At 58.4% G+C, this 25,600-nt stretch carries 20 protein-coding genes; 8 read left to right on the top strand and 12 right to left on the bottom strand.

Annotated elements, in window-relative coordinates:
- Positions 1–246 precede the first annotated feature (246 nt).
- From V8J82_RS19910 to V8J82_RS19875, 8 genes are all read right to left on the bottom strand, one after another.
- Entirely contained in the window at positions 247–1,002 is a 756-nt protein-coding gene (locus V8J82_RS19910) for a DUF1028 domain-containing protein (protein WP_339977990.1), read from the bottom strand.
- 3 nt (positions 1,003–1,005) lie between these two features.
- Positions 1,006–2,793, bottom strand: a complete 1,788-nt coding sequence (locus V8J82_RS19905; RefSeq protein WP_339977988.1) for a gamma-glutamyltransferase family protein — start codon at positions 2,791–2,793, stop codon at positions 1,006–1,008.
- Positions 2,794–2,822: 29 nt separating this feature from the next.
- Positions 2,823–3,698 (bottom strand): ABC transporter permease, encoded by an 876-nt coding sequence (locus V8J82_RS19900; protein ID WP_339977986.1) that lies wholly within the window; start codon positions 3,696–3,698, stop codon positions 2,823–2,825.
- A complete protein-coding gene (locus V8J82_RS19895) occupies positions 3,695–4,639 on the bottom strand; it encodes an ABC transporter permease (RefSeq protein ID WP_339977984.1) in 945 nt (314 codons plus the stop codon). Before V8J82_RS19895 ends, V8J82_RS19900 begins: the two co-directional genes overlap by 4 nt.
- Before the next feature lie 81 nt (positions 4,640–4,720).
- Positions 4,721–6,232, bottom strand: a complete 1,512-nt coding sequence (locus V8J82_RS19890) for an ABC transporter substrate-binding protein (protein WP_339977982.1) — start codon at positions 6,230–6,232, stop codon at positions 4,721–4,723.
- A 36-nt stretch (positions 6,233–6,268) separates the two neighbouring features.
- Positions 6,269–7,357, bottom strand: coding sequence for an ABC transporter ATP-binding protein (locus V8J82_RS19885; RefSeq protein ID WP_339977980.1), 1,089 nt, complete (start codon positions 7,355–7,357; stop codon positions 6,269–6,271).
- Positions 7,354–8,364 (bottom strand): ABC transporter ATP-binding protein, encoded by a 1,011-nt coding sequence (locus V8J82_RS19880; RefSeq protein ID WP_339977978.1) that lies wholly within the window; start codon positions 8,362–8,364, stop codon positions 7,354–7,356. Before V8J82_RS19880 ends, V8J82_RS19885 begins: the two co-directional genes overlap by 4 nt.
- Positions 8,364–9,068 (bottom strand): FadR/GntR family transcriptional regulator, encoded by a 705-nt coding sequence (locus V8J82_RS19875; RefSeq protein WP_339977976.1) that lies wholly within the window; start codon positions 9,066–9,068, stop codon positions 8,364–8,366. The genes V8J82_RS19880 and V8J82_RS19875 overlap by 1 nt, the downstream gene beginning before the upstream one ends.
- A gap of 94 nt (positions 9,069–9,162) precedes the next feature.
- Here V8J82_RS19875 and V8J82_RS19870 point away from each other — a divergent pair, with 94 nt between their 5' ends.
- A complete protein-coding gene (locus V8J82_RS19870) occupies positions 9,163–9,447 on the top strand; it encodes a hypothetical protein (protein ID WP_339977974.1) in 285 nt (94 codons plus the stop codon).
- Between the two features lie 432 nt (positions 9,448–9,879).
- Here V8J82_RS19870 and V8J82_RS19865 read toward each other — a convergent pair whose 3' ends face one another.
- Positions 9,880–10,761 (bottom strand): DMT family transporter, encoded by an 882-nt coding sequence (locus tag V8J82_RS19865; RefSeq protein ID WP_339977972.1) that lies wholly within the window; start codon positions 10,759–10,761, stop codon positions 9,880–9,882.
- A 133-nt stretch (positions 10,762–10,894) separates the two neighbouring features.
- Here V8J82_RS19865 and gcvA point away from each other — a divergent pair, with 133 nt between their 5' ends.
- A complete protein-coding gene (gene gcvA, locus V8J82_RS19860; RefSeq protein WP_339977970.1) occupies positions 10,895–11,821 on the top strand; it encodes a transcriptional regulator GcvA in 927 nt (308 codons plus the stop codon).
- A 120-nt stretch (positions 11,822–11,941) separates the two neighbouring features.
- Here gcvA and V8J82_RS19855 read toward each other — a convergent pair whose 3' ends face one another.
- Entirely contained in the window at positions 11,942–12,565 is a 624-nt protein-coding gene (locus V8J82_RS19855; protein WP_339977968.1) for a TetR/AcrR family transcriptional regulator, read from the bottom strand.
- Between the two features lie 92 nt (positions 12,566–12,657).
- Between V8J82_RS19855 and V8J82_RS19850 the strand changes: the two genes are divergently transcribed.
- The 5 genes from V8J82_RS19850 (at position 12,658) to V8J82_RS19830 (ending at position 22,520) form a co-directional block, all read left to right on the top strand.
- Positions 12,658–13,737, top strand: a complete 1,080-nt coding sequence (locus V8J82_RS19850; protein ID WP_339977966.1) for an efflux RND transporter periplasmic adaptor subunit — start codon at positions 12,658–12,660, stop codon at positions 13,735–13,737.
- 3 nt (positions 13,738–13,740) lie between these two features.
- A complete protein-coding gene (locus V8J82_RS19845) occupies positions 13,741–16,887 on the top strand; it encodes an efflux RND transporter permease subunit (RefSeq protein ID WP_339977964.1) in 3,147 nt (1,048 codons plus the stop codon).
- A gap of 8 nt (positions 16,888–16,895) precedes the next feature.
- Positions 16,896–17,594: an HAD family hydrolase gene (locus V8J82_RS19840; RefSeq protein WP_339977962.1), complete on the top strand. Its 699-nt coding sequence runs from the start codon at positions 16,896–16,898 to the stop codon at positions 17,592–17,594.
- An 878-nt stretch (positions 17,595–18,472) separates the two neighbouring features.
- Positions 18,473–20,578, top strand: a complete 2,106-nt coding sequence (locus V8J82_RS19835) for a prolyl oligopeptidase family serine peptidase (protein ID WP_339977960.1) — start codon at positions 18,473–18,475, stop codon at positions 20,576–20,578.
- 124 nt (positions 20,579–20,702) lie between these two features.
- Positions 20,703–22,520 (top strand): acyltransferase family protein, encoded by a 1,818-nt coding sequence (locus tag V8J82_RS19830; RefSeq protein WP_339977958.1) that lies wholly within the window; start codon positions 20,703–20,705, stop codon positions 22,518–22,520.
- A 502-nt stretch (positions 22,521–23,022) separates the two neighbouring features.
- On the opposite strand, the gene V8J82_RS19825 is transcribed toward V8J82_RS19830, so the two are convergent.
- Entirely contained in the window at positions 23,023–23,235 is a 213-nt protein-coding gene (locus V8J82_RS19825) for a hypothetical protein (protein WP_339977956.1), read from the bottom strand.
- Positions 23,232–23,537, bottom strand: a complete 306-nt coding sequence (locus V8J82_RS19820; protein ID WP_339977954.1) for a hypothetical protein — start codon at positions 23,535–23,537, stop codon at positions 23,232–23,234. The genes V8J82_RS19825 and V8J82_RS19820 overlap by 4 nt, the downstream gene beginning before the upstream one ends.
- 778 nt (positions 23,538–24,315) lie before the next feature.
- On the opposite strand from V8J82_RS19820, the gene V8J82_RS19815 reads away from it, so the two are divergent.
- Positions 24,316–25,173 carry an alpha/beta fold hydrolase gene (locus V8J82_RS19815; RefSeq protein ID WP_339977952.1) on the top strand — a complete coding sequence of 286 codons (858 nt, stop codon included), beginning with the start codon at positions 24,316–24,318 and terminating at the stop codon, positions 25,171–25,173.
- The last annotated feature ends 427 nt before the right edge of the window (positions 25,174–25,600 follow it).

Below are 25,600 nucleotides of genomic sequence, written 5' to 3'. Positions count from 1 at the left end.
TGGCCTTCGGTGGGGTGGTAGAGGTATAAATCTTGATCGCCCGGATGAGCGATGCGGACCTGGTTATGACCAAAGGACAGCCTGACGCTACGACGGTGATCTGGACACCGGAACCGCGGATGAGGAGATGTCGCCAAGGCTTCAGGCAATGGATAGCCCAAAAGGATGGGACATGCCGGGGAGCATCGCCAATGTCCGGTCTCTTTGACCGCCGCTTTGGATAAAACCCAGAGGCGGCGCGTTCGGTCACGTCTCCAGCTCGGTCGCGAAGGACCGGCTTGGCCGCCCTTCGGCGCGCCGCTTTTCATCCGCCGCCTTGATCGCGGCATCGATCGCCCCCCGCTCGGTCGTGCCCGAGAAGTTCTCCCGTGTTGGCAGGGCGTTGGCGACATGGGCGAAGCGTTCATAGGCCACGTCGTAAAGACGCCGGATTTCGTCCAGGGGGTCGGGGTGGTCATCGGCACGCAGCGACAGCCAAGGGTAATCCTCGCTCCGGTGGATCACCAGAGCCGCCGATTGGGTGCCGCGTTTATCGCCGCCCGCCGCCGCCCCGGCCTCCATCGCCGTCATCAGACGTTCGGCCAGGGGCAGCTGCGGATGCGCCTGAAAGGCGGCGAGCGTGTCCTCGATCACCGCCGCGCCCGCAAGCATGTTGCCAGCAACCGAGACGCCCTCGCCCGCAACATGGCCGCACCAGTCCACACAATCGGTACCGGTATGGGCAGCGACGTGACCGTTGGCGTCGATAATGTGGATCTGCCGGATATGCTGCCCACCATCGCGCGCCACGAGATCAGATAGAATATCGGCTCCCGCTTCCCCTTTGGCCGCCCGTTCGACCGCCTCCATACCCCAGATCGGGCTAACGAAGGCCTGGGTGGCGACCGCGCATTTTCCGCCACGCAGATGCGGCACCAACGCGCCCACGGCGAAAAAGCGGCTGGCTACGGCAACACCGTAATGGCCGGTCTCGGGGCAGCGGGCGGTGATTGAATAGGTCATGGGTCATCTTCCAACGGCATAGGCCTGCATCAGGCGCGGTGTTGCGGCGGCTTTCAATGTCCCGTCGGCAGAGCGTGCCGCTGCGGTCAGGCGGCCCACACTCCAGGGCTCAGTTTCTTCGATCTGATGGCCGCGCGCGCGCAGGTCATCGATCACGGCTTCGCCGAAGGCTGGCTCCAGCATCAAATGCCCGGGCCGGGTGGCACGCGGATAGAAAGAGGATTGGAAGTGCCCGGTGTGAAATAGCGGCGCGTCGATCCCCTCCTGCAGGTTCAGCCCGCCATGGACGAGCCGCAGTAGGTAAATCAACTGCCATTGATCCTGCTGATCGCCGCCGGGTGTGCCGAAGGCGAGGTCCATGCCGTCGGTCGCGGCCATTGAGGGCGACAGCGTCGTGCGCGGGCGGCGGCCCGGGGCCAGCGAGGTGGGCAGGCCTTCGTCGAGCCAGAACATCTGCGCCCGGGAATTGAGCGGCATGCCAAGCCCCGGCACGACCGGCGAGGATTGCAGCCAGCCGCCCGAGGGGGTGGCCGAGACCATGTTGCCCCATTGATCGATCACGTCGATATGCACGGTGTCGCCGCGCCGTTCGGTCAAATGCGCCATGGTCGGCTCGCCCGCGCCGATACCGGGTCCAGTAGCCAGATCCAGCCCGGCCCGGGCAATGGCTGCCTCGGCCCAGGCCTCGTGCCCGGGGACGGGACCGGGGCGCTGCTCATGGCTAGCCTGCGGCCCGATCTGCGCCCGGCGACCGGCGGCATACTCGTCCGACAGCAAGGACCGCATCGGGATGTCGCTGTGCAGCGGATCGCCGTAATAGGCCTCCCGATCTGCGAAGCTCAGCTTCATCACTTCGGTGACGGTGTGCACGAAGTCAGCGCCGTTCAGATCCATCGACTGAAGATCGAGCCCCGCGAGCACATTGAGCGATTGCAGCATCGTTGGCCCCTGGGTCCAGGGCCCGCCCTTCCAGACCGTCCAGCCGTGATACTCGACGCTCAGCGGCGCTTCGTAGCTGGCGCTCCACCCGGCCATGTCCTGCCCGGTCAGCACGCCCTTGCGGCGTTCGCCTGCGGCGTCCATCACACAGGCCTTGCGCAGGTAGCCATCGATGGCTCCGGCGATGAAGCCTTCATAAAAGGCGCGGTGGGCGGCATCGATCTGCGCCGCACGTCCCTCGACCGCTTCGGCCTCGGTCAAAAGCCGCTCCCAGGTGTCGGCCAGCGCTGGATTGCGGAACAGCGCACCGGGGGGCGGCGCGGTGCCGCCGGGCAGCCAGGTGGCGTGACTTGTCGGCCATTCGTCGCGGAAGAACTCGGCCAGACCGGCGATGGTATGGGCCACGCGGGGCAGCACCGGGTGGCCGCTGCGGGCATAGTAAATCGCCGGTTCCAGGACCGCGCGCAGCGGCAGCCGCCCGTGATCGCGCAACATCAGCATCCAGGCCGCGAACGCGCCCGGCACCACGGTTGCCAAAAGGCCGGAGCCGGGGATCAGCGTCAGCCCCTCGCTCTTGTAATGCGCAATGGTCGCGGCGGCGGGCGCGGGGCCCTGACCACAGATCATTGTCGGCGCCGCTTCTCCCGTCGGCCGGATCATCAGAGGCATATCCCCGAGCGGCCCATTCAGATGCGGCTCCACCACATGCAGCGTAAATCCCATTGCGGCGGCAGCGTCGAACGCGTTGCCGTCGTCTTCCAGGATTTTCATGCCCACAGCGCTGGCGATCCAGTGGGTCGAGGTCGTAACACCAAAGGTGCCGGTGATCTCGGGTCTCGTGGTGAAGGTCATCGAACTATCCGTTTCTTCTTGTCATTCAGTCAGGTGTCCCGTGGGTCGAGCGCATCGCGCAAGCCGTCGCCCAGCAGATTGAAGCCAAGCACCACCAGGAAGATGCCTGCGCCGGGGTAGAGCGCCATCCAAGGCGCCTGTTCGAGGAAGTTCTTCGCCACGTTCAGCATCGAGCCCCAGGAGGGGGTCGGCGGCTGCTGCCCCAGGCCCAGAAAGCTGAGCGAGGCCTCGGCGATGATCGCGGTGGCGATGGTCAGCGTCGCCTGCACCAGAATCGGTGGGAAGATGTTTGGCAGGATATAGCGCCAGACCAGCGCCAGTGGTTTCAACCCCACGGCCCGGGCGCTTTCGACATAGTCTTCGGTCATTACCACCATGGTCTGCGCCCGCGACAGGCGGATGAAGATCGGCATCGCCGACACACCGATGGCGATCATCGCATTGGTCAGTGACGGTCCGAGGAAGGCCGCCAGTGCGATGGCCAGGATCAGAAACGGCGCCGCCAGAAGCGCTTCGGTTACACGGCTGATCGCGGCATCGGTCCAGCCGCCCATATAGCCCGCCATCACTCCCAGCGGCACGCCCAGGCAGACCGCAATGACAACCGAAACGACGCCTGCCAGAAGCGACGCCTGCGCCCCCCAGACCATGCGCGACAGCACATCACGCCCAATTTCATCGGTACCAAAGGGATGCGTCGCCGAGGGCGCCTGCCGTACCGCGCCCCAATCGGTTGCGGTCGGGTCGATGATCGGCAGCAGTGGTGCTAGCACCGCCACCGTGACAAAGAACAGAACCAAGGCACCACCCAGAAGCGCTGCCGGATTGGCGCGCATCTTCTTCCAAAAGCGGCTTTGCTTTTTCGGCAGTGCCACGTCGGCCTGGGGATCGGCTGTGGTGCTCATGTGTCGCCCATCCGTGGGTTGAGGACGCGGTAGGCCACATCAGCCAGCAGGTTCATGAAGATGAACGCGATCCCGGTGCAAAGCACGATCCCCTGCACCACAGCGTAGTCGCGGTTGAACACCGCATCGACCACCAGCTTGCCGAAGCCGGGGATGGTGAAGATCTGCTCGGTCAGAACGGCGCCGGCCAGAAGCTCCCCGAAGATCAGGGTCGTGACCGTGACAATCGGCACCAGCGCGTTGCGGAGCGCGTGTTTCACCAGCACGACCCGCTCGGCCAGGCCCTTGGCACGCGCGGTGCGGATATAGTCCGACTTTAGAACGCTCAGCATAGCCGAACGGGTGTGCCGCATCAGCGTGGCTGCAATCGCCGTGCCAAGCACGAAGGCGGGCATCAGCATGGTTTTGATCGATTGCAGCGGGTCCTCGGAAAACGGCTGATAGCCGGACGCCGGGAGCCAGCCAAGCTGCACCGAGACCAGAAGGATCATCATGATCCCAAGCCAAAAATTCGGCACCGACAGACCTGAAAGCGCCACCACATTGGCGACCCAGTCGATCCAGGTGCCTTTCTTATAGGCTGACAGAACCCCCGCGGGAATGCCGATGACCATCGCGATGATCAGCGCCATGGTGGCCAGTTGCAGAGTCACGGGCAGCTTTTCTGCAATCAATTCCAGCACCGGCTGATTGGTCCGGAACGAGGTGCCCAGATCGCCCTGCAATGCATTGCTGACCCAGGCCAGGTATTGGATCGGAATTGGATCGTTCAGGCGGTATTTCTCGCGCAGGAATTCAAGAACCTCCGGATCCCGCTCTTCCCCCGCCAAAACAAGCATCGGATCGCCCGGCAGCAGGTGCTGAAGGGTGAAGACAAAAATCGAGATCAGAATGATCGTCGGTATCGCAATCAGGATACGGCGTCCGATGAAGGCCAGCATGGGGCTCTCCGAGGGGTAAGAGGCGGCGGGAAAGGCCGCGCGAATATGGCACTCGCGCGGTCCGGTTTTGAGCTCAAACGATCATTCGGTGATCGTCACACCTTCAAGGCGGATCATGCCGTCGGGATAAGGCACGAACCCTTCGATCGCATCATCCAGCGCCCAGATCCACGTAACATGGTAGAGATAGACGATCGGCAGCTCCTCGATCAGGATGTCCCGTGCGGCGTTGTAGCTGGCGGCGCGCACCTCCGGGTCAGTCGACGTCCGCGCCTCGTCAAGCAGGCGGTCGATCTCGGGGTTGGAGTAGCCGCTGTCGTTGATGCCACCTTCGGTGGTCATGAACTGATGGATATTGCCATCGGGATCGACCCGACCGGACCAGCCCACCTGGCTTGCCTGATACTCACCTGCAGATTGATCGGCGAGCAGTGTGGCGAACTCCTTGGATTGCAGTTCGATGTTGATCCCGGCTTCCGAAACCATCGCCTGGACCACCTGCATCATTTGCTGTTGGACCGGGTTGTTGGCCACCTGTACCGTGATGTCGATACCATCTGCGAACCCTGCCTCGGCCAAAAGCGCGCGGGCGGCCTCGATGTCGCGCTCGGGTACGGGATAGGCGTCATTGTACCAAGGCGAGGTCGGCGGGAAGGGCTGGTTGCCGGGGGCAAAGGCGCCCTCGAACACCACCTGGTTGATCACATTTCGGTCGATGGCCAGCGAAAGGGCCTGCCGGATGCGCGCATCCTGACCGAGCGGGTTATCGGCGCCGACGCCATTGGCGACATTGATCGTGATGCCCTGATAACCGAGCGAAACCGCCTGTTCCAAGGTCAGGTCGTCATCGCCCTGAACCGAGGCCACATCGGTCGCGGCCAGACGCTCCAGCATGTCCAGATCACCGGCGCGCAGGTTGGCCAGCCGCACGGTGGTATCGGGGATCGGCAGGAAGGTCACGCTGTCGACATTGATCGCCTCGGCGTTCCAGTAGCCGTCATAGGCCTCCAGCACGATCCGGTCCTGCTGGATCCGCTCGACAAAGCTGAACGGGCCGGAACAAACCGGGTTCAGCCCGAAATCGATCCCAGCTTCCTCGAACGCAGTGGGCGAAAGCATCATGCCGGACCGGTCGGCAAATTGTGCCAGAAGCGTGGCATCCGGGGCACCAAGCGTGAAGGCGATGGTGTAGTCATCGATAACCTCGACCCCCGTGATCGAGCTCAGTTCGGATTTGCGGCGGCTTTCCGGCAGGTTCTGGCTGCGGTCGATATTGGCGGCGACGGCCTCGGCGTTGAAAGCCGTGCCATCGTGGAAGGTCACGCCTTCGCGCAAGGTCATGGTCAGCGTCAGCCCGTCCTCGGACCACTCCCATCCGGTGGCCAGTTGCGGGATGATCTCAAGGTCCGGCGTGATGTCGACCAGCTTGTCGCACATCGAGGCATAGACGATCCGGCCCACGAAGGTGCGCGATTGATCGGGGTCAAGCACGTCGGGGTCTTCCTGCAATCCGATGCGCATATCCTGCGCCTGAACCACGGTCGCGGCCAGCCCGAAAGCCAGGGCGAGGGCCATATGTTTCGATTTCGTCATTTTGACAATCTCCGTCTGTTGGGTGTGAGCGCTCGGTTACGAGTCGTTATTCGGGATCGGGGTCACCGCTCTGGCGGCCAGCTCATCGGCGTAAAGCGCGAACCGCGCGGCGGCCCCGGCGCTGCGGGCGGGCTCGGTGCTGGTCAGGCCCGCGAGCTGCAGGGTTTCGGCGTGGTGGCAGGCGATCTGACGACCATCGGCCAGCGGTTTGAGCATGGGTCGGTCGCGACGGCACAGGTCGGTGGCATAGGCGCAGCGGGGATGGAACCGGCAGCCCGGCGGCGGCGAAATTGGGTTTGGCGGATCGCCCTCCACCACGGGCCGTGCCTTGCGCGCACCATGGCTGGCGACCGGGATCGCCGCCAGAAGCGTCTCGGTGTAGGGATGACGGGGCTGTTGGTAGAGATCACCTGCAGGCGCGGTTTCGACCACCTCGCCCAGATACATCACCGCGACCCGGTCGGCCATATGCCGGATCACCGCCAGGTCATGCGCAATGACGATGAGGGTCAGTCCAAACTCATCTTTCAGATCTTCCAGCAGGTTCACCACCTGCGCCTGGATCGACACATCGAGCGCGCTGACCGGTTCATCGCCGATCAGCACGGTCGGCCCGGTGGCAAGCGCCCGGGCAATCCCAATCCGCTGCCGCTGTCCGCCAGAAAACTCATGCGGATACCGGTCGGCATGGGCCGCGGTCAGGCCGACCCGGGTCAACAATTCGGCAATTCGCGTGCGGCGTTCGTTCGGCGTGCCGATACCGTGTACGCGCAAGGGCTCCTCAATCAGCGCACCGACGCTCATCTGCGGGTTCAGGGACGAAAACGGATCCTGGAAGATGAACTGAAGATCCCGACGCAGCGCACGCATCCGGCCTTCGTCCACATGCGCCAGATCCTCACCGTTATACCAGACTTCGCCGCCGCTCGGTTCGATCAGTCGCAAGAGCAGCCGGGCCAGGGTGGACTTGCCGCAACCGCTTTCGCCAACAATGGCGAAGGTTTCACCCTGTTCGATATCAAGCGAGACCCCATCGACCGCACGCACCACCGTTGGTGCGCCAAAGAGCGGGCGGGAGGTAACGAAATCCTTGCGCAGGTCGCGGGCGGAAAGGATGGCGCTCATGTCCCCGTCTCCCGCAACTCCGCCGGGTTCAGTTGGTCCAGCGGGGCATGGGCGCAAGCCACCTTATGCCCGTCGCCGCAGGGGCGAAGCGGCGGGACGCTGTCGCAGATCGGCGTGTGGAACGGGCAACGGCTGGCAAAACGGCAGCCGGGCGGCATCGCGCCGGGCTGCGGCACCACCCCCGGCACCGTAACCAGCCGGTCGCTGCGGTTGCCAAGCGAGGGCATCGCGCTCATCAATCCTATGGTGTAAGGATGCTGTGGATCGGTGAAGATGCACTCCACGGTGCCAGCCTCGACGATCCGCCCGCCATACATAACCGCCACCTGATCGGCCATCTCGGCCACCACGCCCAGATCATGCGTGATCATGATCATTGCCGCGCCCGTCTCGGCCTGAAGCTCACGCATCAGATCGAGGATTTGCGCCTGAATGGTCACGTCCAGCGCGGTGGTCGGTTCATCGGCAATCAGAAGCGCGGGGTCATTGGCCAGTGCCATTGCGATCATCGCGCGTTGCCGCATGCCGCCCGAGAGCTGGTGCGGATATTCGTCCAGCCGCTTTTCCGGCGCCGGGATGCGTACCTTACGCAGCATCTCCAGCGCCCGGGCCCGGGCCGCGGCGCGGCTTGCTCCTTTGTGCTGACGCACCGATTCCGCGATCTGCTCGCCGATCCGCAACCCGGGATTGAGCGAGGTCATCGGCTCCTGAAAGATCATCGCCATGCGCCCACCGCAGATGTCGCGTAGCGGCGCCTTTGCCATCGACAGCAAATCCGCGCCGTCAAATCGCGCGGTGCCCGCCGCGATGGCCAAGGGTGGTGATTGCAACAGCCCCATCAGGGCCAGTGCGGTCAGGCTTTTGCCGCAGCCGGACTCGCCCACAAGGCACAGGGTTTGCCCGGCCTCTAGCGTGAAGGACACGTCGTCGACGATATTCTGATCCAGTTTCCCCAGCCGGATCGACAGGTTTTGCACATCCAGAAGCGGGGGATGATGTGCGGTCATCAGATATTGCCCCGGTCGCGGGCAAGTTCCAAATTGCGCTTCAGCGCGGTCAGATGCGTGCGCATCGCGACCCGGGCGCCATTTTCGTCGCGGGCATCAATTGCGTCGATGATCCGGTGGTGCTGATCGTCATATTCCGCGATCAGCCCGGGGGACCGGGCCAAGTGGCGTTCCTCTTGCCAGCGAGGCGTGCTGCGCACTTCGTTGATCAGCGAGAAGGCTGTGTACAAAAGAGCGTTGCCCGCGATCCGCGCAATCAGCCGGTGCAGCGATCCATCCCAGAGTTCGGCGGCGTCGGAATCCACCGCGCTCCCGGTCCGGTCGGCCAAGTCGCGCATTCGTGCCACATCTTCCAGCGTCGCACGGCGCGCGCAGAGCGCGGCAAGCTCCGGCTCAATTGCCAGGCGCGCCTCCATCACACTCATCGGATCCGTATCGGGCGCAATGGCGGCAGCAAGCCGGCCTTTGGGATCGGGCGGTTCGCCCGCGAAGGTGCCCTTGCCTTGCCGACGCCAGATCAGCCCCTCGGCCTCCAGAGCGTCCAGCGCCCGCCGCACCGCACGGCGGCTCACCTCGAGCCGCGCGCAAAGCTCGCGCTCGGTCGGCAATTTGCCGTCCTCGGCAATCTCGCCCTGCCGGATCATTTCCCGGATCTCGGCCCGCGCGACCGACGCATTATCTTGCACCTGAACAGAATTGGCCACCGGTTCCCCCGAACTTTGAACCAAATAAGAATTGGTTCGAACCAAAATAACAATGGTTCACTCGATCCGATAGTCAAGCGATTCGCCCACACTCATGCTCAAAGCGGCACGACGGATCGATGACAGCACAGGCAAGCCGCCCGAACCCAAAGGCCCGAACGGTTTGAACGCCACTTCCGTGGTTGCCGTGTTGGTGAAAGACGGCCAATCCGGATTGGATGTTTTTGTCTTTATGGCTTGGTCTTGGCATCCATCATTCCCTTCCGGTGGACACCGGAAGCACTATGATCAACCAGACGATGTCATCGAATATGGTCACAAGTTCGACCAGACGTTCCGCTCGAAAGACCGCAATTGTCCGGACGAATGCCATGAATAAGAACACGACATTGCTCGCAAACCCAAAAGCAGTTGGCTGTAGCTCAACGCGCGCGCATGATACCTATCAATCCGATGGATTTGCACCGAAATTCAAGCAAACCAAAGGAATATTGGGGCGTAAAACCACATGATGGCCTGCACGGATCGCGGTCCGACGGATGTCGAATTTGGCGACCACGGCCTCTACGCCCGATGATGCGGGAATCAGAGGTAGGAACCCAATGACGAAAAATGAGCAGAAAAGAGCGACGATGAAGGCTGGGCCAGCCTAGGCAAATACCGAGATCATCCTGATCTTCATCCGCCCCCTCCAAGCGCACATCAGATAAATGGGCCGAGCAGACAAAGAAAACCCCCTGGTCAAACGTCGGTTGTTTTGTTGCGATGTCTGGCACCTTGATCCTTATCGTAAGGAAGAAGCCGAGTCGCTTCACTTCGAGCACCTATCAATCGTGGGGGTGGATTTTTCCGACAATGAGATTAGAACAGCCGTCAGGACAACAGCGCCACCAATAAGCGTTGGCATGGTTGGTATCTCTGTCAGGACTAGGAAAGCGACGGTCGGAGCCAGTGGTGTTTCCAGCGCGCCAATCAGTGCTGTTTGCCCGGACGGTACGCGCTTCGCGCCTTCGGCCAATGTGACGGACGCAAGCGCGTGCATGATACCAAGAGCGGCTAAGATCGTGATCTCGACTGGCGCAGTTTCGAAGGGGTCGCCAAATACGAGCGCAAGCGGAAAAAGAAACAGCGATTGCAGCACGGATGGCCCGGCACTTGGCGTCTCTGGCCTTGCTCGATAGATGACCATGATCGTTGCCATCACCAATGTCATGACGATGGCCAACCCATCACCTGTCAGGTTCACGCTGCCGATGGACCCGACCACAATTGTTGCGACGCCAGTGAGCGCGCCTGTCGCACCCAAGGCAGTACGCTTCGAGATCCGCTCCCCAATCGTCAGCCATGCAAGCAGTGCGGCGAGGAATGGCGCAGACGCATAGATCAGGGCCACGTTGGCGATGTCCGTCATTTTGAAGGCCGGAATCAATGCAGCCGTGCCTGCCGCCCCGAAGGCGCCAACGGCCAGCCCCGACCAGCCCATCCCAAGAAACTCTTTTCGCAACGCGCCGCGCGAGGCCGCATATGCTGTCGTGGCGACGGCGGCAAAGACGCCCCGCCAGAAGATCACAGCCCACGCCGTTGCCTCTACGCCCTTGGTGAAGACACCAGTTGAGCTGAAGGCGATGGCCGAAGCGATCAATAGAATGACACCAACCGCATAGTCTGATCGTCTCTTTGGAGCGGGTATCATACAGGAGTTTTCCTCACCATTTAAAGGGTGAGAGCGTCTGACCCCAATTGAATTACACCACGGATACTGAACATATCAACAAACGACAAAGGAATTGATTTCACATTTGGCATGAGTTTTTGTAATCTATATCATGCATCGTTCTCTCCCACCCCTCCGCGCGCTGCGCGCCTTCGAAGCCGCCGCGCGACATCTGAGTTTCGCGCAGGCCGCAGCCGAGCTTGGCGTTACACCGGGCGCAGTCAGCCATCAGATCAAAGCGCTGGAGGACCGGGTTGGCGCGCCACTCTTCCACCGCCTTACCAGGGCACTGCGCCTGACCGAAGCAGGCGAAGCCGCACTTCCACTGCTTACAGAGGGCTTTGATCGTCTGGCAGATGGCGCGGCCAGACTGCAGCTGCGCGACGACGAAAATCTGCTGACTGTCAGCGTCAGTCCCGGGTTTGGTTCCCTTTGGCTGGTGCCGCGTCTGGACAGGTTTCGAAGACAACACCCGAAGATCGAGGTGCGGATCGACGGGACCGACAGGCTGGTGGACGTAGCGAACGGAGAGGCGGATGTGGCAATCCGCTACGGCCCCGGCGGATACACCAACGTGCAGAGCCAGCGACTATTTGCGATGAGAGCAACGCCGGTGTGCAGCCCAGGTCTTCTGGCGCGCGGATTACCCCTGCAATCACCGGCAGACTTGGCACACCACACGCTTTTGCATGTGGAGTGGAAAGAGGCGGAAGGCAGTTGGCGCACCTGGCTCTTGGCTGCCGGTGCAACGGATGTTGACCCCTTCAAGGGGCCGCGTTTCACAAAGGAGGAAATGGCGGTGCGTGCGGCGCTCGAAGGTGAAGGAATTGCGCTTATCGGAGATCGTATGGCGGCGGATCATCTTGCATCCGGCCGCCTCGTTTGCCCTTTCAGCGCTGACCTCAGCACTCCCCTAGTGTTCGCCTACTTCTTACTATCCCCGTTGAACTGGCAGGATGACCCTAAGATTACTTGCTTTTCCAACTGGGTATTGGCGGAAGCAAAGCTTGTCGGAGACCTTGGATCCGAAAGACACTAGGTCAATCCCGACCCTGCTTAGGCCGGCAAAGCAGCCATTCGCAGCACTGCCAGTTTTAGGAGGTATGGGCCGCCGGCAGCAGGCGATCGCGTTCTGGATGCCTCTGATCCCGTGCGGAGTTCAGTCGATTTGCATTTGCAGCATTTGCCCCAACACTTTGAAGTGCCCGTCTCGGAGCTCACTCACGGGAAAATGCTCGTCCAGATCGTCAAAGGTGGCGAACATTTCGCGCGCGAGTGAAAGCATGACCATCGGCCCGAAAGCGACGTGGAAAAATTGGTTTTGGTCAAGCGGCTGAAAGTGACCCTTCCTGACGCCTTCTTCGACAATCTGCCACAGAAGCGCTCGCTGGGGCTCGATATACTCGGTGTGAAACGCCCGTGCCACGGTCGGAAACTTGCTTGACACCTCAGCGATCAAGGGTGACATGCGCCCAGCATTCGACTCTACAGTGATGTCGTAAAGTATCTTTACAGCTTTCGAGAGTTTCTCTTTTGGGCTGATGCCGTCGTCGGCAACGATCTCCTCCATAGCTTCCAAAGCCGCTGTGTAGCCGTATGCAACGCATGCGCTGAATAGCTGATCCTTGCCCTTAAAATGATGATAGAGGCTGGCTTTCGTGATGCCACATGCCGTGGCAATGGCACTCATAGATGTGCCGGAAAAGCCCTTATCCAAGAACAACTCGGTCGTAGTCTCGATAATCTGTGTCCGCCGATCCAATGCGGAAATATCTTGTTCCAAAGTTGTTGACCTTTACGCAAACGCATCTAATTCACCTACCGAACGGTCGGTTGCCAACCGAACGGCTAGTTGACACATAGGAGCATAGCGCCATGGCTCAAGCCCGATCTAGCCTGAATATCCTTGCGACCCTTTTGGTCATGCCCGCCACTGCGGCGCTTTCTCAAGATGTCGAACAACCTGTCCCGTCAGAGCATCCAGTCTTTGTTCAAACCATGGTGCTACCGGCGGAGAACGAGGTCGTGACCCGTCAATTCTTTGGTCAGATCGCTGCCTTGGAGACAGTCGATATCTCTTTTGAGGTTGGCGGGTACTTGAACTTTTTAGAGGCGCGCGAGGGCACAACGATATCGGAGGGAACGCCCTTGGGGCGTTTGGACCTGGCCCCGTTCGAACGGGCGGTGGAGCGTGCTGAGCTTACCCTTGCACAGGCAGAGCGCGAGCTAGGCCGCGCGTTAACGCTTGCTGAGCGCAACGCGGCATCGGCGGTCCAGGCCGAGAATGCGGAAACTGCACGCGATCTTGCAGACGTTGCTTTGCGCGAGGCGCGCGAGGCGCTTGCCGATGCCCAGATCCAGGCGCCGTTTGATGCGCTAGTTGCGGATCGCTTGGGCACCACCTTTACCACGATTGAACCTGGACAGCCTGTTTTGAGGCTTCACGATATGACGGAAATACGGGTGGAGTTTGATCTTCCTGAACGTTTGCTTGCAGCAATCGGCGATCCTTCAGAAGTGGCCTTCACGGGGCAAATCGGTGGCTCTGGCGCAGAGATACCCCTGAGCTTTCGAGAGTTCCGCGCCGAAGCCTCCGGAATTGGCCAAAGCTACGCGGTTTCGCTTGCTTTGGTGGCCGAGGTCGACGCCCTTCTATTGCCCGGACGCACGATCACAGTCTTTGCGCAAATCGCACGCCCGCAATCCGGTATCCAGATCCCCGCCACAGCAATCGTCACGCAACCCGATGGTAGCCACACGGTCGCCGTTGTTCATGAATCAGGCGACGACATCACCGCGGATCACGTGGCCGTCGACGTGTCCTCCGCCAATGGAACCTCATTCACGGTGTTCGGCCTGAGCCCGGCCGCCGAGATCATTTCGGTGGGGGCGCATCTGATCGACGATGGCCAGCGCATTGAGCGTTTCGAAGGCCTTACAATTGAAGGGTCCTGATCGATGCAGATCGCGCGTTTTTCTATTCAAAAGCCGCTTTATACCTGGCTGCTGATCCTGTTTTGCCTGTTTGGCGGAGCGATTGGATATCTCAGCGTTGGCAAGTTGGAAGACCCAGTTTTCACGCTCAAGTCAGCCTTGATCATTACCCCATATCCGGGTGCGACGGCAGCGGAGGTTGCCATCGAAGTCTCAGAAGTGCTCGAAGCCGAAATCCAACAAATGGACGAAGTGGATTTTGTCACCTCCTCCAATACGCCGGGCCTGTCGGTTATCGAGGTCACGATCCAAGATACCTATGACGGGACCGAATTGCCTCAGGTGTGGGATGATCTGCGCGACCGTGTCGCGGACGCCGTTGGCGATCTTCCTGCAGCCGCGCTACCGCCCACTGTCAATGACAGCTTCGGCGACGTCTACGGCTTGCTCTATGCAGTGTCGATGCCGGGCTACGATGACGCCACTATATGGGATGTGGCCAGCTTCTTGCGTCGTGAGCTGCTGACGGTTGACGGGGTTGCCAATTCCCAAGTGCTGGGGCTTCCGGAAGAGGCGATTTTCGTCGAGCCCTCAAACGGGATTCTCACAGCCCTTGGCATACCGCCGGATGTGGTCATCGGCGCCGTTTCGGCCGCTGATCAGGTGATGCCGACCGGCACCGCAGATGACGGGCGCAGCGATGTCCTTGTGTCCGCGCCCGAGCCCGACGACAGCGTCAGCGAAATCAGCGCGCTTACCTTTGGTTTTCAGGGTGAAGTCCTGAACCTGACTGACGTTGCGGACGTCTATCGAAGCCGCATCGATGCACCGCGCCAGATCATCAGACACAACGGGGTTGAGGCATTCACCATCGGCGTGGCGGGCCTAACGTCCGAGAACATCGTCACGGTGGGCGAACGAGTAGAACAGCGCTTGAATGAGATTGCACCTCTGCTGCCCGCCGGTGTCATTTTAGAGCCGATCTACGAGCAGCACCGGGTCGTCGACGCCGCCAACCAGGACTTTCTGCTCAGCCTTGCCATGTCGGTCGGCGTAGTGATCGGCGTCCTCGCTCTGTTCATGGGATGGCGTGCCGCGATTGTCGTGGGTGGTTCGCTTCTACTGACCGTCAGCTTCACGTTCTTCTTCATGAACATCTTCGACATCAAAGTGGAACGGATCAGTCTTGGTGCGCTGATCATCGCGATGGGCATGCTGGTCGATAATGCGATCGTGGTGGCCGAAGGAATGCAGGTCCAAATGCGGCGTGGCAAGAAGGCTGTTGATGCGGCCGCCGAGGTTGCGCGACGCACGCAGGTTCCCCTGCTTGGTGCGACGATAATCGGCATCATGGCCTTTGCGGGCATCGGGCTGAGCCCCGACAGCTCGGGCGAGTTTCTGTTTTCGCTTTTTGCCGTGATCGGAATTTCACTGCTTTTGTCCTGGATTTTGGCCGTGACGGTAACGCCGCTGCTGGCAAGCTACTTTTTCCGCACCGAAACGAATGCTGCAGCCAAAGACCCCTACGATACGCTGTTTTTCCGTGGCTATGGAGCCGTTGTGCGCGGCGCGTTGTGTGTGCGTTGGCTTGTCATCATCGCTTTGGTCGGGGCCACTGTGGCTGGCATTGGCTCCATGGGTATGGTCAAGCAGCAGTTCTTCCCGCCCGCGACGACACCCTTGGTTTACCTCAACTACCATGCGGCGCAGGGCACATCGATTGAGAGTGCCAGCAACGATTTAGAACTCCTAGAGAATTGGCTTCTGGACCATCCTTCGGTTGAGGCTGTGACCACAACCGTGGGCGCCAGCATGACGCGCTATCTGCTGACCTACACGCCGGAAGATCCCTCTCCATCCTACGGTCAATTGATCATTCGCGTGACAGGTGCCGATCAGATACCCGAGCTGCGCGATGATTTGACCGACTATGCGGCACGGGCCGTACCCTGGGCCGAAACCCGTGTGCAGCAGATCATCTATGGGCCGCCAGTCGGCGCGGATGTCGAGGTTCGTCTTTCTGGCCCGGACCCGGCTGTGTTGAGGCAATTGGCCGAAGAAACGCAGGCCATTTTTGAGACTGAGACGGATCTTCTCGTGGTCGAGCGAACAGATTGGCGCGAGCCGCAGCTGACAACGCAACCCATCTTCGCAACGGATCGTGCGCAGGCACTTGGCATCAGCCGCACAGATGTCTCGCAAGCCATCGCGCTCGCGACGGATGGTCTGCGCGTCGGTACCTTCCGCGAGTTTGATCGGCAGGTTCCAATTCTGATCCGAACCCCTCGCAATGAGCAGATCGGGTCCGATTTCCTTCTCGATCAGCCGCTTTATGCCCCAACCACAGAGCGTTTCACCACAGTGAGCCAGGTCGTGGACGGGTTCGAGGTTGTGACACGCGACACGCTTATCCAACGCCGCGATCGCACCCCGACGATCAGCGTTCAGGCTTTTGCCGTTCCGGACGTCCTACCGCCAGAAGCCTTTGCCGAGATACGCGGCGCCATTGAAGCGATGGAACTGCCTGCAGGCTACCGCATGGAGTGGGGTGGCGAGTTTGAGAGTGCGAGCACGGCCCAGGCAAGCCTCGGACGGCAGATGCCGCTCGCGTTCGGGACCATGCTGCTGATCACGATCCTGCTGTTCGGTAAATTGCGCCAAACAGCTGTGATCTGGACTGTGGTGCCAATGGCAGTGACGGGTGTTGGTCTCGGCCTGTTGTTCACCAACTTACCGTTCAGTTTCACAGCGCTTTTGGGACTGCTTAGCCTTTCAGGCATGCTGATCAAGAATGCCATTGTCCTTGTCGAAGAAATCGACGCCCAGAAGGATGAAGAGGGTTTGCCACAATCCGAGGCGATCGTAACGGCGTCGGTCAGTCGTCTAAGACCGGTGGTCCTGGCTGCGGCGACAACGATCCTGGGGATGGTCCCGCTGCTTGGTGATGCATTCTTTGCATCAATGGCCGTATCGATCATGGCTGGCCTGGGGTTTGCATCCATCCTGACCCTTATTGGCGTTCCTGCCCTGTATCACACATATCTGCGCAAAGAGCGCCGTGAAGAAAAGCGCAACCGCATGGGGGCTGCCAAACCGGGCATGCTGGTGCGCCTTTTTGGCAAGCGCGGGTCAACCTCCGACCAGGCGCCACCCGAGAAAATCGCAGCGTAGTAAAAAGAATGGTCAAAGCTATCTTGTTCGGATCCTTGAGCACGCTCGCCAATCTCGTCGATCTGGAGCGCCGCGCCTTCAACATGGCATTCCGCACGTTTGGGGTCGGTGTTCATTGGAAAGAGCCCGACTACGAGGAATTGTTGAGTCAATCAGGACGATTTTCGGGTCCGACGGAGGCCGCGGATGAACTGATCTGTCAGCATGCCACGGGGTTCTACGAAGTCTTGGAGTGTCATTTCCGAGACCTAATCGATGAGACACCTTTGGAACCCCATCGCTGGACGGCCGCAGCACTGGAGCAGCTCGCGAAACGCCGCGTTCGGCCCAAGGTCGCATTGGTATCGGGGGCCGCGAGACAAACCGTCTTGCGTGTTTTGGCAGCAGTTTTTCCGCATCGTGCCTCAAGTGTGTTTGATGTCGTGACCAGCCAGGAAACTGCCGCCGCCCCGAAACCTTCGCCTACGCTTTACATCGAAGCACTCGCTCAACTGGGAGCCTTGGCGTCAGATGCGATTGCGATCGAGGCAACGCAACACGGGTTGCTTGCAGCGCAATCGGCCGGGATCGCGACGGCGGGTTTCCGGAGCAGATATTCAGGTGCAGAGCAACTCCGGAATGCGGATTTCGATCTAGGTGAGGACTTTCGCTCTACGCTGGATCGCTACCACGCATCGAAACTCAAGAGATCAATCGCAGCAGAGTGACCGCATTTTCGAAAATCAATGTGAAAGCTGGATTTGCGGGCTCCATAGCGTCGGTTTCTCTACTTCAAAGCTGCAAAAGCTGAGCACAACATCTCTTTCAAAAAGCTCAGTTAGAACTTTGGACCCTTTGCGTTGTATGAGCCGCCTAGATGGCTCTTTTGGGCCACTTTCCGTTCGAATGCGAGTGGGCTTTCCAGTCCAATGCTTAAGGTCGCAGCTGCGGATTGTAAGAGCCGTTGATGTACCGGCAGATGGCCAACTTTCAGAACCTGTTCCTTCAGTTCTTCGGCCATACATGACATAGGTGCCATAGCTGCCCAGCCTTTCGGCCTTCCGGTCGGTTGGCAGGATGCTTGAAAGCAACGCCAACGCCCAGGTGGATGCGTCGACGTCACGGCAGATCGAGCGCTGCAGTTTCGCAAAGTGCGCAAAAGCGGACATCGGCGCAACGTGCAACATTCGTTAGCGGTGCTCATTGGCGAAAGTCGCTTTGCTGATGGGTTTCTCGGAACAAAACTCCTTCACGCGTGCAATTGAGCATTGGATTGGAACTACGGCTGCGAGCCGCCCGAAAGCACGATCTTGAAGCAGGTCAATCCTTAGATCAAACACAAACGCGTCCGCTGATTTTGCAACGGACATGCTTCAACAGACGCAGGCTCGACCGATCAATGCCAAGGACAGAACATGCTCGGCGCTTGCTCTGCTTGGTACGCTTCGAGATCGCCACAGGCGTTAGTCGCTGATCGTATGCGGTGAACCGGCTGAGTTCAGCCGATTATGCTGGCGCTCAAGACGGGCCATTTAGCATCATAAGCGCTTCGTTCAGACTTGTGCGAGTTGCCATACATCACTCACTTTGGACGACTGAACTTAGTATGACATCCCCTAGCTCTGCTATTCCTGCCTCTTTGGACAACCCCGATCACCCCGCTTCGAAGGCTCTCGTTGAGGAAGGAAATCAGAAAGTCGATGCGCTCCTGAAAGACGCGGAATTTACCGCTCAGGCCAAGCATTTGCGCAAGGTTTTCGAACGGGAAGACAAGCTCTTCCACTGTCGGCGGCGTGGCGACTATATCTATGATTTTCACAGATCGGCAACTCAACCCAAAGGCGTGTGGCGCCGTTTGCCTTATGACCAACAGCCCCATCCCGATGCAGAGTGGGAGCTTGTTTTCGATCTGGACGCGTATTGCGCCGAGACAAACGGTGACTGGCATTGGCATGCCCTGTGGGATGGGCCCAACCCAGATCGTGTGATGATTGGCCTGTCGGATGGCGGATCGGACCGACTGATGTCGTTTGAATTCGATTTGGAGACCAAATCGCGTGTGGTGGATGGATTTCAGACGCCGACATGTCGACACAGTTTGGCCTGGGATACGACCGATAGGCTTTTGATCTGTGCGGCAACAAGCGACGCCCATCGCACCGCATCGCATTGGCCCCGCACGATCCGGCTCTGGCCTCGCGGTACATTGCTAGAGGATGCGCGCATCATCCACGAAGGCACAGATCAGGATGTTGTTGCAAACGTCCAAGCCGTTGGCCCAGTCGACGCACGCCTTCGCATATACCAAGTCCTGCACACAATCCGCACATCAACCTACACCCTCGAGCGAGACGGGCAAATCGAGACCCTCGATCTACCGCGCGCCGCTGATGTCGAAATCAGCGCATCGGCTTTGGCTTGGTGCCCGCAGGAAGATGCAGAACATCCGGCAGGCAGTCTACTTTTGCGACGGCACGGAGAGCGGGAGATCCATCGCCTCTACACGCCAACCGAGCGTGGCGCAGTCACGCGGTTTTTCATGTCTGCGTCGCATCTCATTGTTATAGGCCACGAAGATCTGCAGCCTTGGCTCAAGGTGCTCGACCTGACCAGTGACATTATAGACCTCCAAGAGCAGCTCCTGCCCGATGGGGTCTCTTCAGTCTTTGCATATTTTTACAACGCTCATCCTGATCTGTCACAAGATGCAACGCTGATGTTTCAATGCGAGGGGATGATCCAACCATCGACCCTTGCTCGAATTGATCTGGTCGAGCGCAACGGCCAGTCGCAGGTCGAGGCCCATCTGCCGCCTACCTTCGACGCCACCGGAATGACGACCAGATTGCTGCAGGCGCGGTCTGACGATGGCACCGCAATCCCGTACCATCTGGCCCTGCCGCCAGACGCGGCGAATGGTCCGGTGCCGGTGGTTCTGCTTGCCTATGGCGGTTTCGGGGTGACCTATGAGGCTGGCTACCAGTTTTCGCTCGGCCCGAGTTTGTTGGAGCAAGGCATCGGTCTCGCGATCGGGCATATCCGAGGCGGGGATGAGTTTGGCCCCAAATGGCACCGAGCAGCCATGGCCCATAATCGCGAAAAATGCTTTCAAGATGCCCACGGGATTGCATGCGACCTCGTCAATCGGGGCATCTCGAAGCCCAGATCCGTTGGATTTGTCGGCGGATCCAACGGTGGTCTTCTCGCCTCTGTCCTTTTGACGCGGTACTTCGAGACCTTTGGCGCAATCAATGCCGATGTACCGGTCACCGACATGCTGCGCTTTCATCTCTATAAATCAGGCGCGGCGTGGATCGAGGAATACGGCGACCCAGACAAGCCGGAAGATGCAGAAGTGCTGCGCGCCTATTCTCCGGTGGAGAATGTAAAGCCAGCCAATATCACACGCTATTCGCCGATCCTGATCGACGCACCCGCCGGCGATGATCGCGTCGACCCTGCACATGCGCGCCGGTTCGCCTGGCAGCTACAACAGAACGGCCAAGAAGTGCTCCTGCGTACGCCCAATACCGGCGGCCATCAGGGCAGCACCGTGGCGGAGGCGCGAGCAGAAGATCAGGCCATAAAGGCGGCCTTCTTTCGCCGATACTTACTTGAGGAAGGCAACCAAAGCGATGCGTCTCATTTATCCAAGACCGCTCAAATTCCAAACGCTCACAGAGAGACTTGTGCCAGTCAAAAAGTTGAATAGCAAAGCCTTCTAGCGACTATACCAATTTTGACTAAACTTCAACCGGCGCCTGGATACAAGGCTCAAATGAAGGATATCGAAAATTTCTACACTTGGGCTTCAATATCGCAGAGAGATCGATGGATTGCGCGCAATCGCCGTCCTGCCGGTTATTCTATTCCATAGCGGAATCGAGTTCTTTCAAGGCGGATTTGTTGGCGTTGATGTCTTCTTTGTCATTAGCGGCTATCTAATTACGTCGATCATCATCAATGAAATCAACAGCGGTAATTTCTCAATCGCTAAGTTCTACGAAAGGCGTGCTCGGCGCATTTTTCCAGCTCTCTTCTTCGTGCTGGCTGCATGTATTCCATTTGCATATCTATGGATGCTGCCAGAACAGCTTGAAGACTTCGCTCTTAGCGTTGTCTCAACAGTCCTGTTTTTCTCTAACTTCCTATTCTGGAGTGAAAGTGGGTATTTTTCGACAGCATCTGAACTAAAGCCGTTACTTCACACATGGAGCCTTGCTGTTGAAGAGCAATTTTATATCTTCTTCCCACTTCTTCTCATTTTTCTAGCAAGGTTCAAAGCCTCATATATACTGCCAACTCTGATTGGAATTTCTGTCCTAAGCCTTGCCCTCGCGGAGTTTAGTTGGCGGGTCTCGACTGGCGGAGAATTCTTCTTGTCGCATACGCGCTTTTGGGAACTTCTAGCAGGTGCGACAATCGCCCTTCTAGGCAAAGAACCTCGACGTATCTGCGACAATATTCTAAGCGTCATTGGCTTGGCCCTCATTGTCTTTTCTATACTTGTCTTTGATGCAACTTATCCGTTTCCAAGCCTCTACACCCTTGTGCCTGTAATTGGCGCCGCACTCGTAATTCACTTCGGAACGCAAGGCACACTGGTTGCAAGATTTCTGTCGTGCAAAATTTTTGTGATGATCGGCCTTATTTCCTATAGCGCATATCTATGGCACCAACCACTCTTCGCCTTTGCACGGTTGCGGAGTATCGGCGAGCCCAGCCACATCCTGATGATCGGGCTATCCATCGCGTCACTTTTACTCGCATGGGCAACTTGGAAGTATGTTGAACAACCTTTTAGGAAGAAACGGGTCTCTGTATTTTCTCAGCGCCGAAACATCTTCTGGGCAAGCGGAGTTGCAGGCAGTCTCCTGATATCCATCGGCCTTGTGGGCGCTTTGAGTAACGGTTTGCCCGATCGTTTCGATCCGATGCAGCTGGAGATTATTGACACCGCAGCCGCTAGCCCGATGCGCGATGAATGTCATTCTGAACCATTGAGTGATTTTTCTGCAGAGGAATCGTGTGTCTATTTTGGGAATAGCCCCGAAATAGCCATTTATGGAAATAGTCATGGTGTCGAATTGGCCTATGGTCTGGCTCAGTACCTTGAACCTTCTGGACGCTCGATCCAACACTTCACAGTCAGTGGCTGTCCGGTAAGCTATGGGCGCACAACCGAGCCATATTGCAACGAATTCTATGATGATCGACTTTCTTATATCCTTGAGCAAGAAGATATTCAGCATGTTATTCTTACCTATCGAACCGATCTGAGTGGATCAGACGGCGCACAATCTTTGGTAAGTCTTGCCAATCACCTAAACAGCCAAGGAAAACACGTGATACTTGTTCTTCAGGCGCCGCTTCTGCCCGCTGATGTGTCCTCTTTCGTATATCATGCGATCCTCAATGAACGTTCAGATGTCTTGGCAAGCCCGCGAGAAGAGTGGCGGTCCATCAACGATCATGTGTATTCTGAACTCGAGAATATTCACCCAGATATTTCGGTGGTGGATCTGGCTGATGTATTCTGTGACGAAGATGCGTGCTACGCTGTCAGAAATAGCGAAGCACTGTATTTCGATGACGATCACATGTCACTGAGTGGTGCCCGCCTGTCTGCACGAGCCATTTCGGAAGAATTGTGATGACAGCCTGGGAACCAATTCTTCTTTCAAATTGAGACGGAGCTTGTTCCAACGTAGGAGATGAGCCAATAAAGCGATGCAAAGCTTCTAAAATAGCAGGCTAAGCTTTTTAAATCGCAAGTGGACTGTCATTTCTGACGGTAGCTGCCCATCCCGGTCCGTGGAGATGGTATTTAGATACTATTCTTGCCCGCCTCGCAGCCATGATTCGCTACTCCAGCCAAATCAGATATCAACTAAATCACAGTTTGAGGAATAGAGACTCCGCATTATAGCAATTTTCATGCCAGCATTGGGACGATTGCAGAATTCAGCTTATGCCTGATATGTCTGCTTTTGAACTAAGATTGATCAGGCGCCCATGGAAAATTCTTCCTGAGCGTTCCATCGGCCGTATAAAGCCGCGCGAAAGGCAGTTGAAGAATGATTCCGGAGTAGAACAATGGACAGCTATGAAACGCGCCACGCGATCCAGCCCTGCCATGCCCATCGATCTTAGTACCTAACGTCTGCAAATCTGGTGCAAGTCCTTCGCCCATACTCCCTGTCCGCCGCCCCATGCGTAGACGCCATAGATCTGCTGCCGCAAACGTGCGCTCTGGGTGTTGGCGTCGTCGAACTGGAACACCTCGGCCTTGTTGGTTGTCATGCCGACGACAGTGCGCCCAGAGGCAGTAAAAACGCTGCCGGGCGTGCCAACTTTATCCCAGTTCATTCCAGAGCCGCTATATTGCCAAAGATCACCGTCACCTGGGGCAGTCGCGAGCCTCCACCGATCAGGCGATGCGCCGGTCCTCCCACTTTGGTCCAGACGCCTGGCGTGCCGTCATAACGGAAAACGGCCTGTCGATCGGGGGTCAAACCGTAGACGGTGCCACCGACGCCGACCCAAATGGCACCTGCGCCTCCGATTTCAGTCCAACTCTGCGTGACCCGAGACCATTCCCAGATCGCCGTATTGCCAGGAGCGGACGCATAAAGCTTACAACCACTGGCGATGTCGCGTAGAGATCCCACCCACCGCCGATAATACTGCCGGCGGGGTCGCCAATCTGGCTCCAAGTGCCCGTGCCTGGGTTTCGAAGAAAAACCGCCTGTCTGTCAGGTGCCAGGGCTGCAAGCCATTCGCCGTAGAAAACAACATCATGGGCGGGGCCACCAATCTTCGTCCAAGGCATAATAATCTCCAAATAAGCTTCATCAAATAGGTCTTTCCAAAATGAGGCCTGATGGTCGGCGCGGCGCTCCGTGCTGCCAACTGCGACAATGCTGTTGGACTTCGAGCAGCCGTTGCACACGCTAAAGGAGGGTCGTCAGTTCCTCGATGAGCCCAACGCCAATCGCTAAGAGGGCGCTCTCGTGCGCATAATAATCGCGCTGCAGACCTAGATCTTGAGAGCCGGTGCCGGAAGTAAGGAGAACCGGCACCATAGCGCTTTTACTGCATCCGTAGCTGCTGTGTCCGCGGGGATCCTTGTCCCGCTAGCGGCCTCGACCTATTGGTTATTCAACTTAGTCCCGGGCGGTGACTGTCCGTTGCTGTAAGTGAGGCTGGCCAAAAACAACCTTGTGCCCCCCATTCCGGCACTAAAAGCTTTGATGCCGTCAGGTTCGAGACTTTCATCGCTTACCCATAGCATCACTATTGGCGAAACCGATCTTGTTGAGACTAAGAACAGCCAACACATGTTCTTTAGATCGAGTTGAGTAAGAGCATTATCCGCTGAGCTGCCATAGACGTCCTAGCTTTAGCTTTGACTTCTGGCCTCAAGCGTCAGATTTTGCTGTGAGAGCCATGCAATTTCCCAAGACAAAACTGATTGATCTGCCCTCCGGCGAAGCGAGCTTTTTGGAAGCCGGGTCAGCAAGCGGCGAGGTCGTTCTTTTGCTTCATGGCGGTGGCCTTGACTGCGCAAGCCTCTCGTGGCGTCGCCTTATACCTGAATTGGTTTCGGATTATCGTATCGTTGCCCCGAACTGGCCTGGCTATGGTGAGACCGCGCCATTCGGAAGACCCTATAAGATTGATGACATTGGCGCATGGCTAATCGAATTTCTAGACCATATGAAGATTGAAAGCGCGTCGATAATTGGTGTGTCCATGGGCGCGGGGGCTTCGTTGTGGTGTGCGATCCACCATCCGGATCGGGTCAAGGCCCTTGTACCTGTGGGAACCTACGGCGTGGCGTCGAAAGCGCCATATCATCTTTTGTCGTTTTTGCTGACGAAGCTCCCACTCAATGCCATTTCCTACGGTTTCATGCGCCGTAGTCCCAAGATGCTTCGTCGCGCGCTTGCCTCTATCTTCGCTGATCCCAATCAGATTACGGATGAAGTTCTTTCCGAAGTAGCTGGCGTGCTCGCGAACGCAGGAGCAGGAGAAGCGTTTACGAATTTTCAGCGAGGTGAGATGACCGCGACGGGCCTCCGAACGGATCTGTCGACCCAAATGCGAGACATACGCCAACCAACCCTATTCATTCATGGGCGAGAAGACTCACTCGTCCCACTTTCTTCTGTGGAGCGCGCCGCAAGCTCTATGCCGAACGCGCGCGTTCAGATTATGGACGCCGGACACTGGCCGATGCGGGAGCGTCCCGACGAGTTTAACAAGCTGGCACATCGCTTTTTGAAAAGTGCCGCCAGCCAATAAGCTGCCACGCGACTGAGGGTCATGCGTCCGCTCGGATCGAAACCCAGCGATCTTCGAAAGCAGGCGGAAGACAGTAATGTGGGCAATGCCATTCAGAAGAAGCAGGCTTCGGACGACCTAGATCCTTCCTGCAAAGTCATGGAGCGCGGGCTCGCCATCATGGTGCGACATGGCTGCCTGGGTTGATCAATAGCTCCCTTACGGGCGTCGAGGCGCGGAGCGTTCTTGCCAATGCAAAGTTGGCATTGGCGCTTCCGTCGGGAAGGTCCGAAAGGTCCTGCTCCATCGATCTTGCGAGCGCCGCGAATGACTTGTTTGGATGGCGCCCGCAGAGCAAGACTTAAATGGGATTGCGTGTACCTATTCAGAAGCGGTCTTGTGTCCGGCCTGTTTGCGCGGCTCTGGCCGCTGGCCCTGATGGGATCTG

The organism is Gymnodinialimonas mytili (assembly GCF_037544085.1).
GTDB classification, from domain to species: Bacteria; Pseudomonadota; Alphaproteobacteria; order Rhodobacterales; family Rhodobacteraceae; genus Gymnodinialimonas; species Gymnodinialimonas mytili.
The sequence above is the reverse complement of the archived record's forward strand: the minus strand, read 5'-3'. Positions and strand labels throughout refer to the sequence as shown.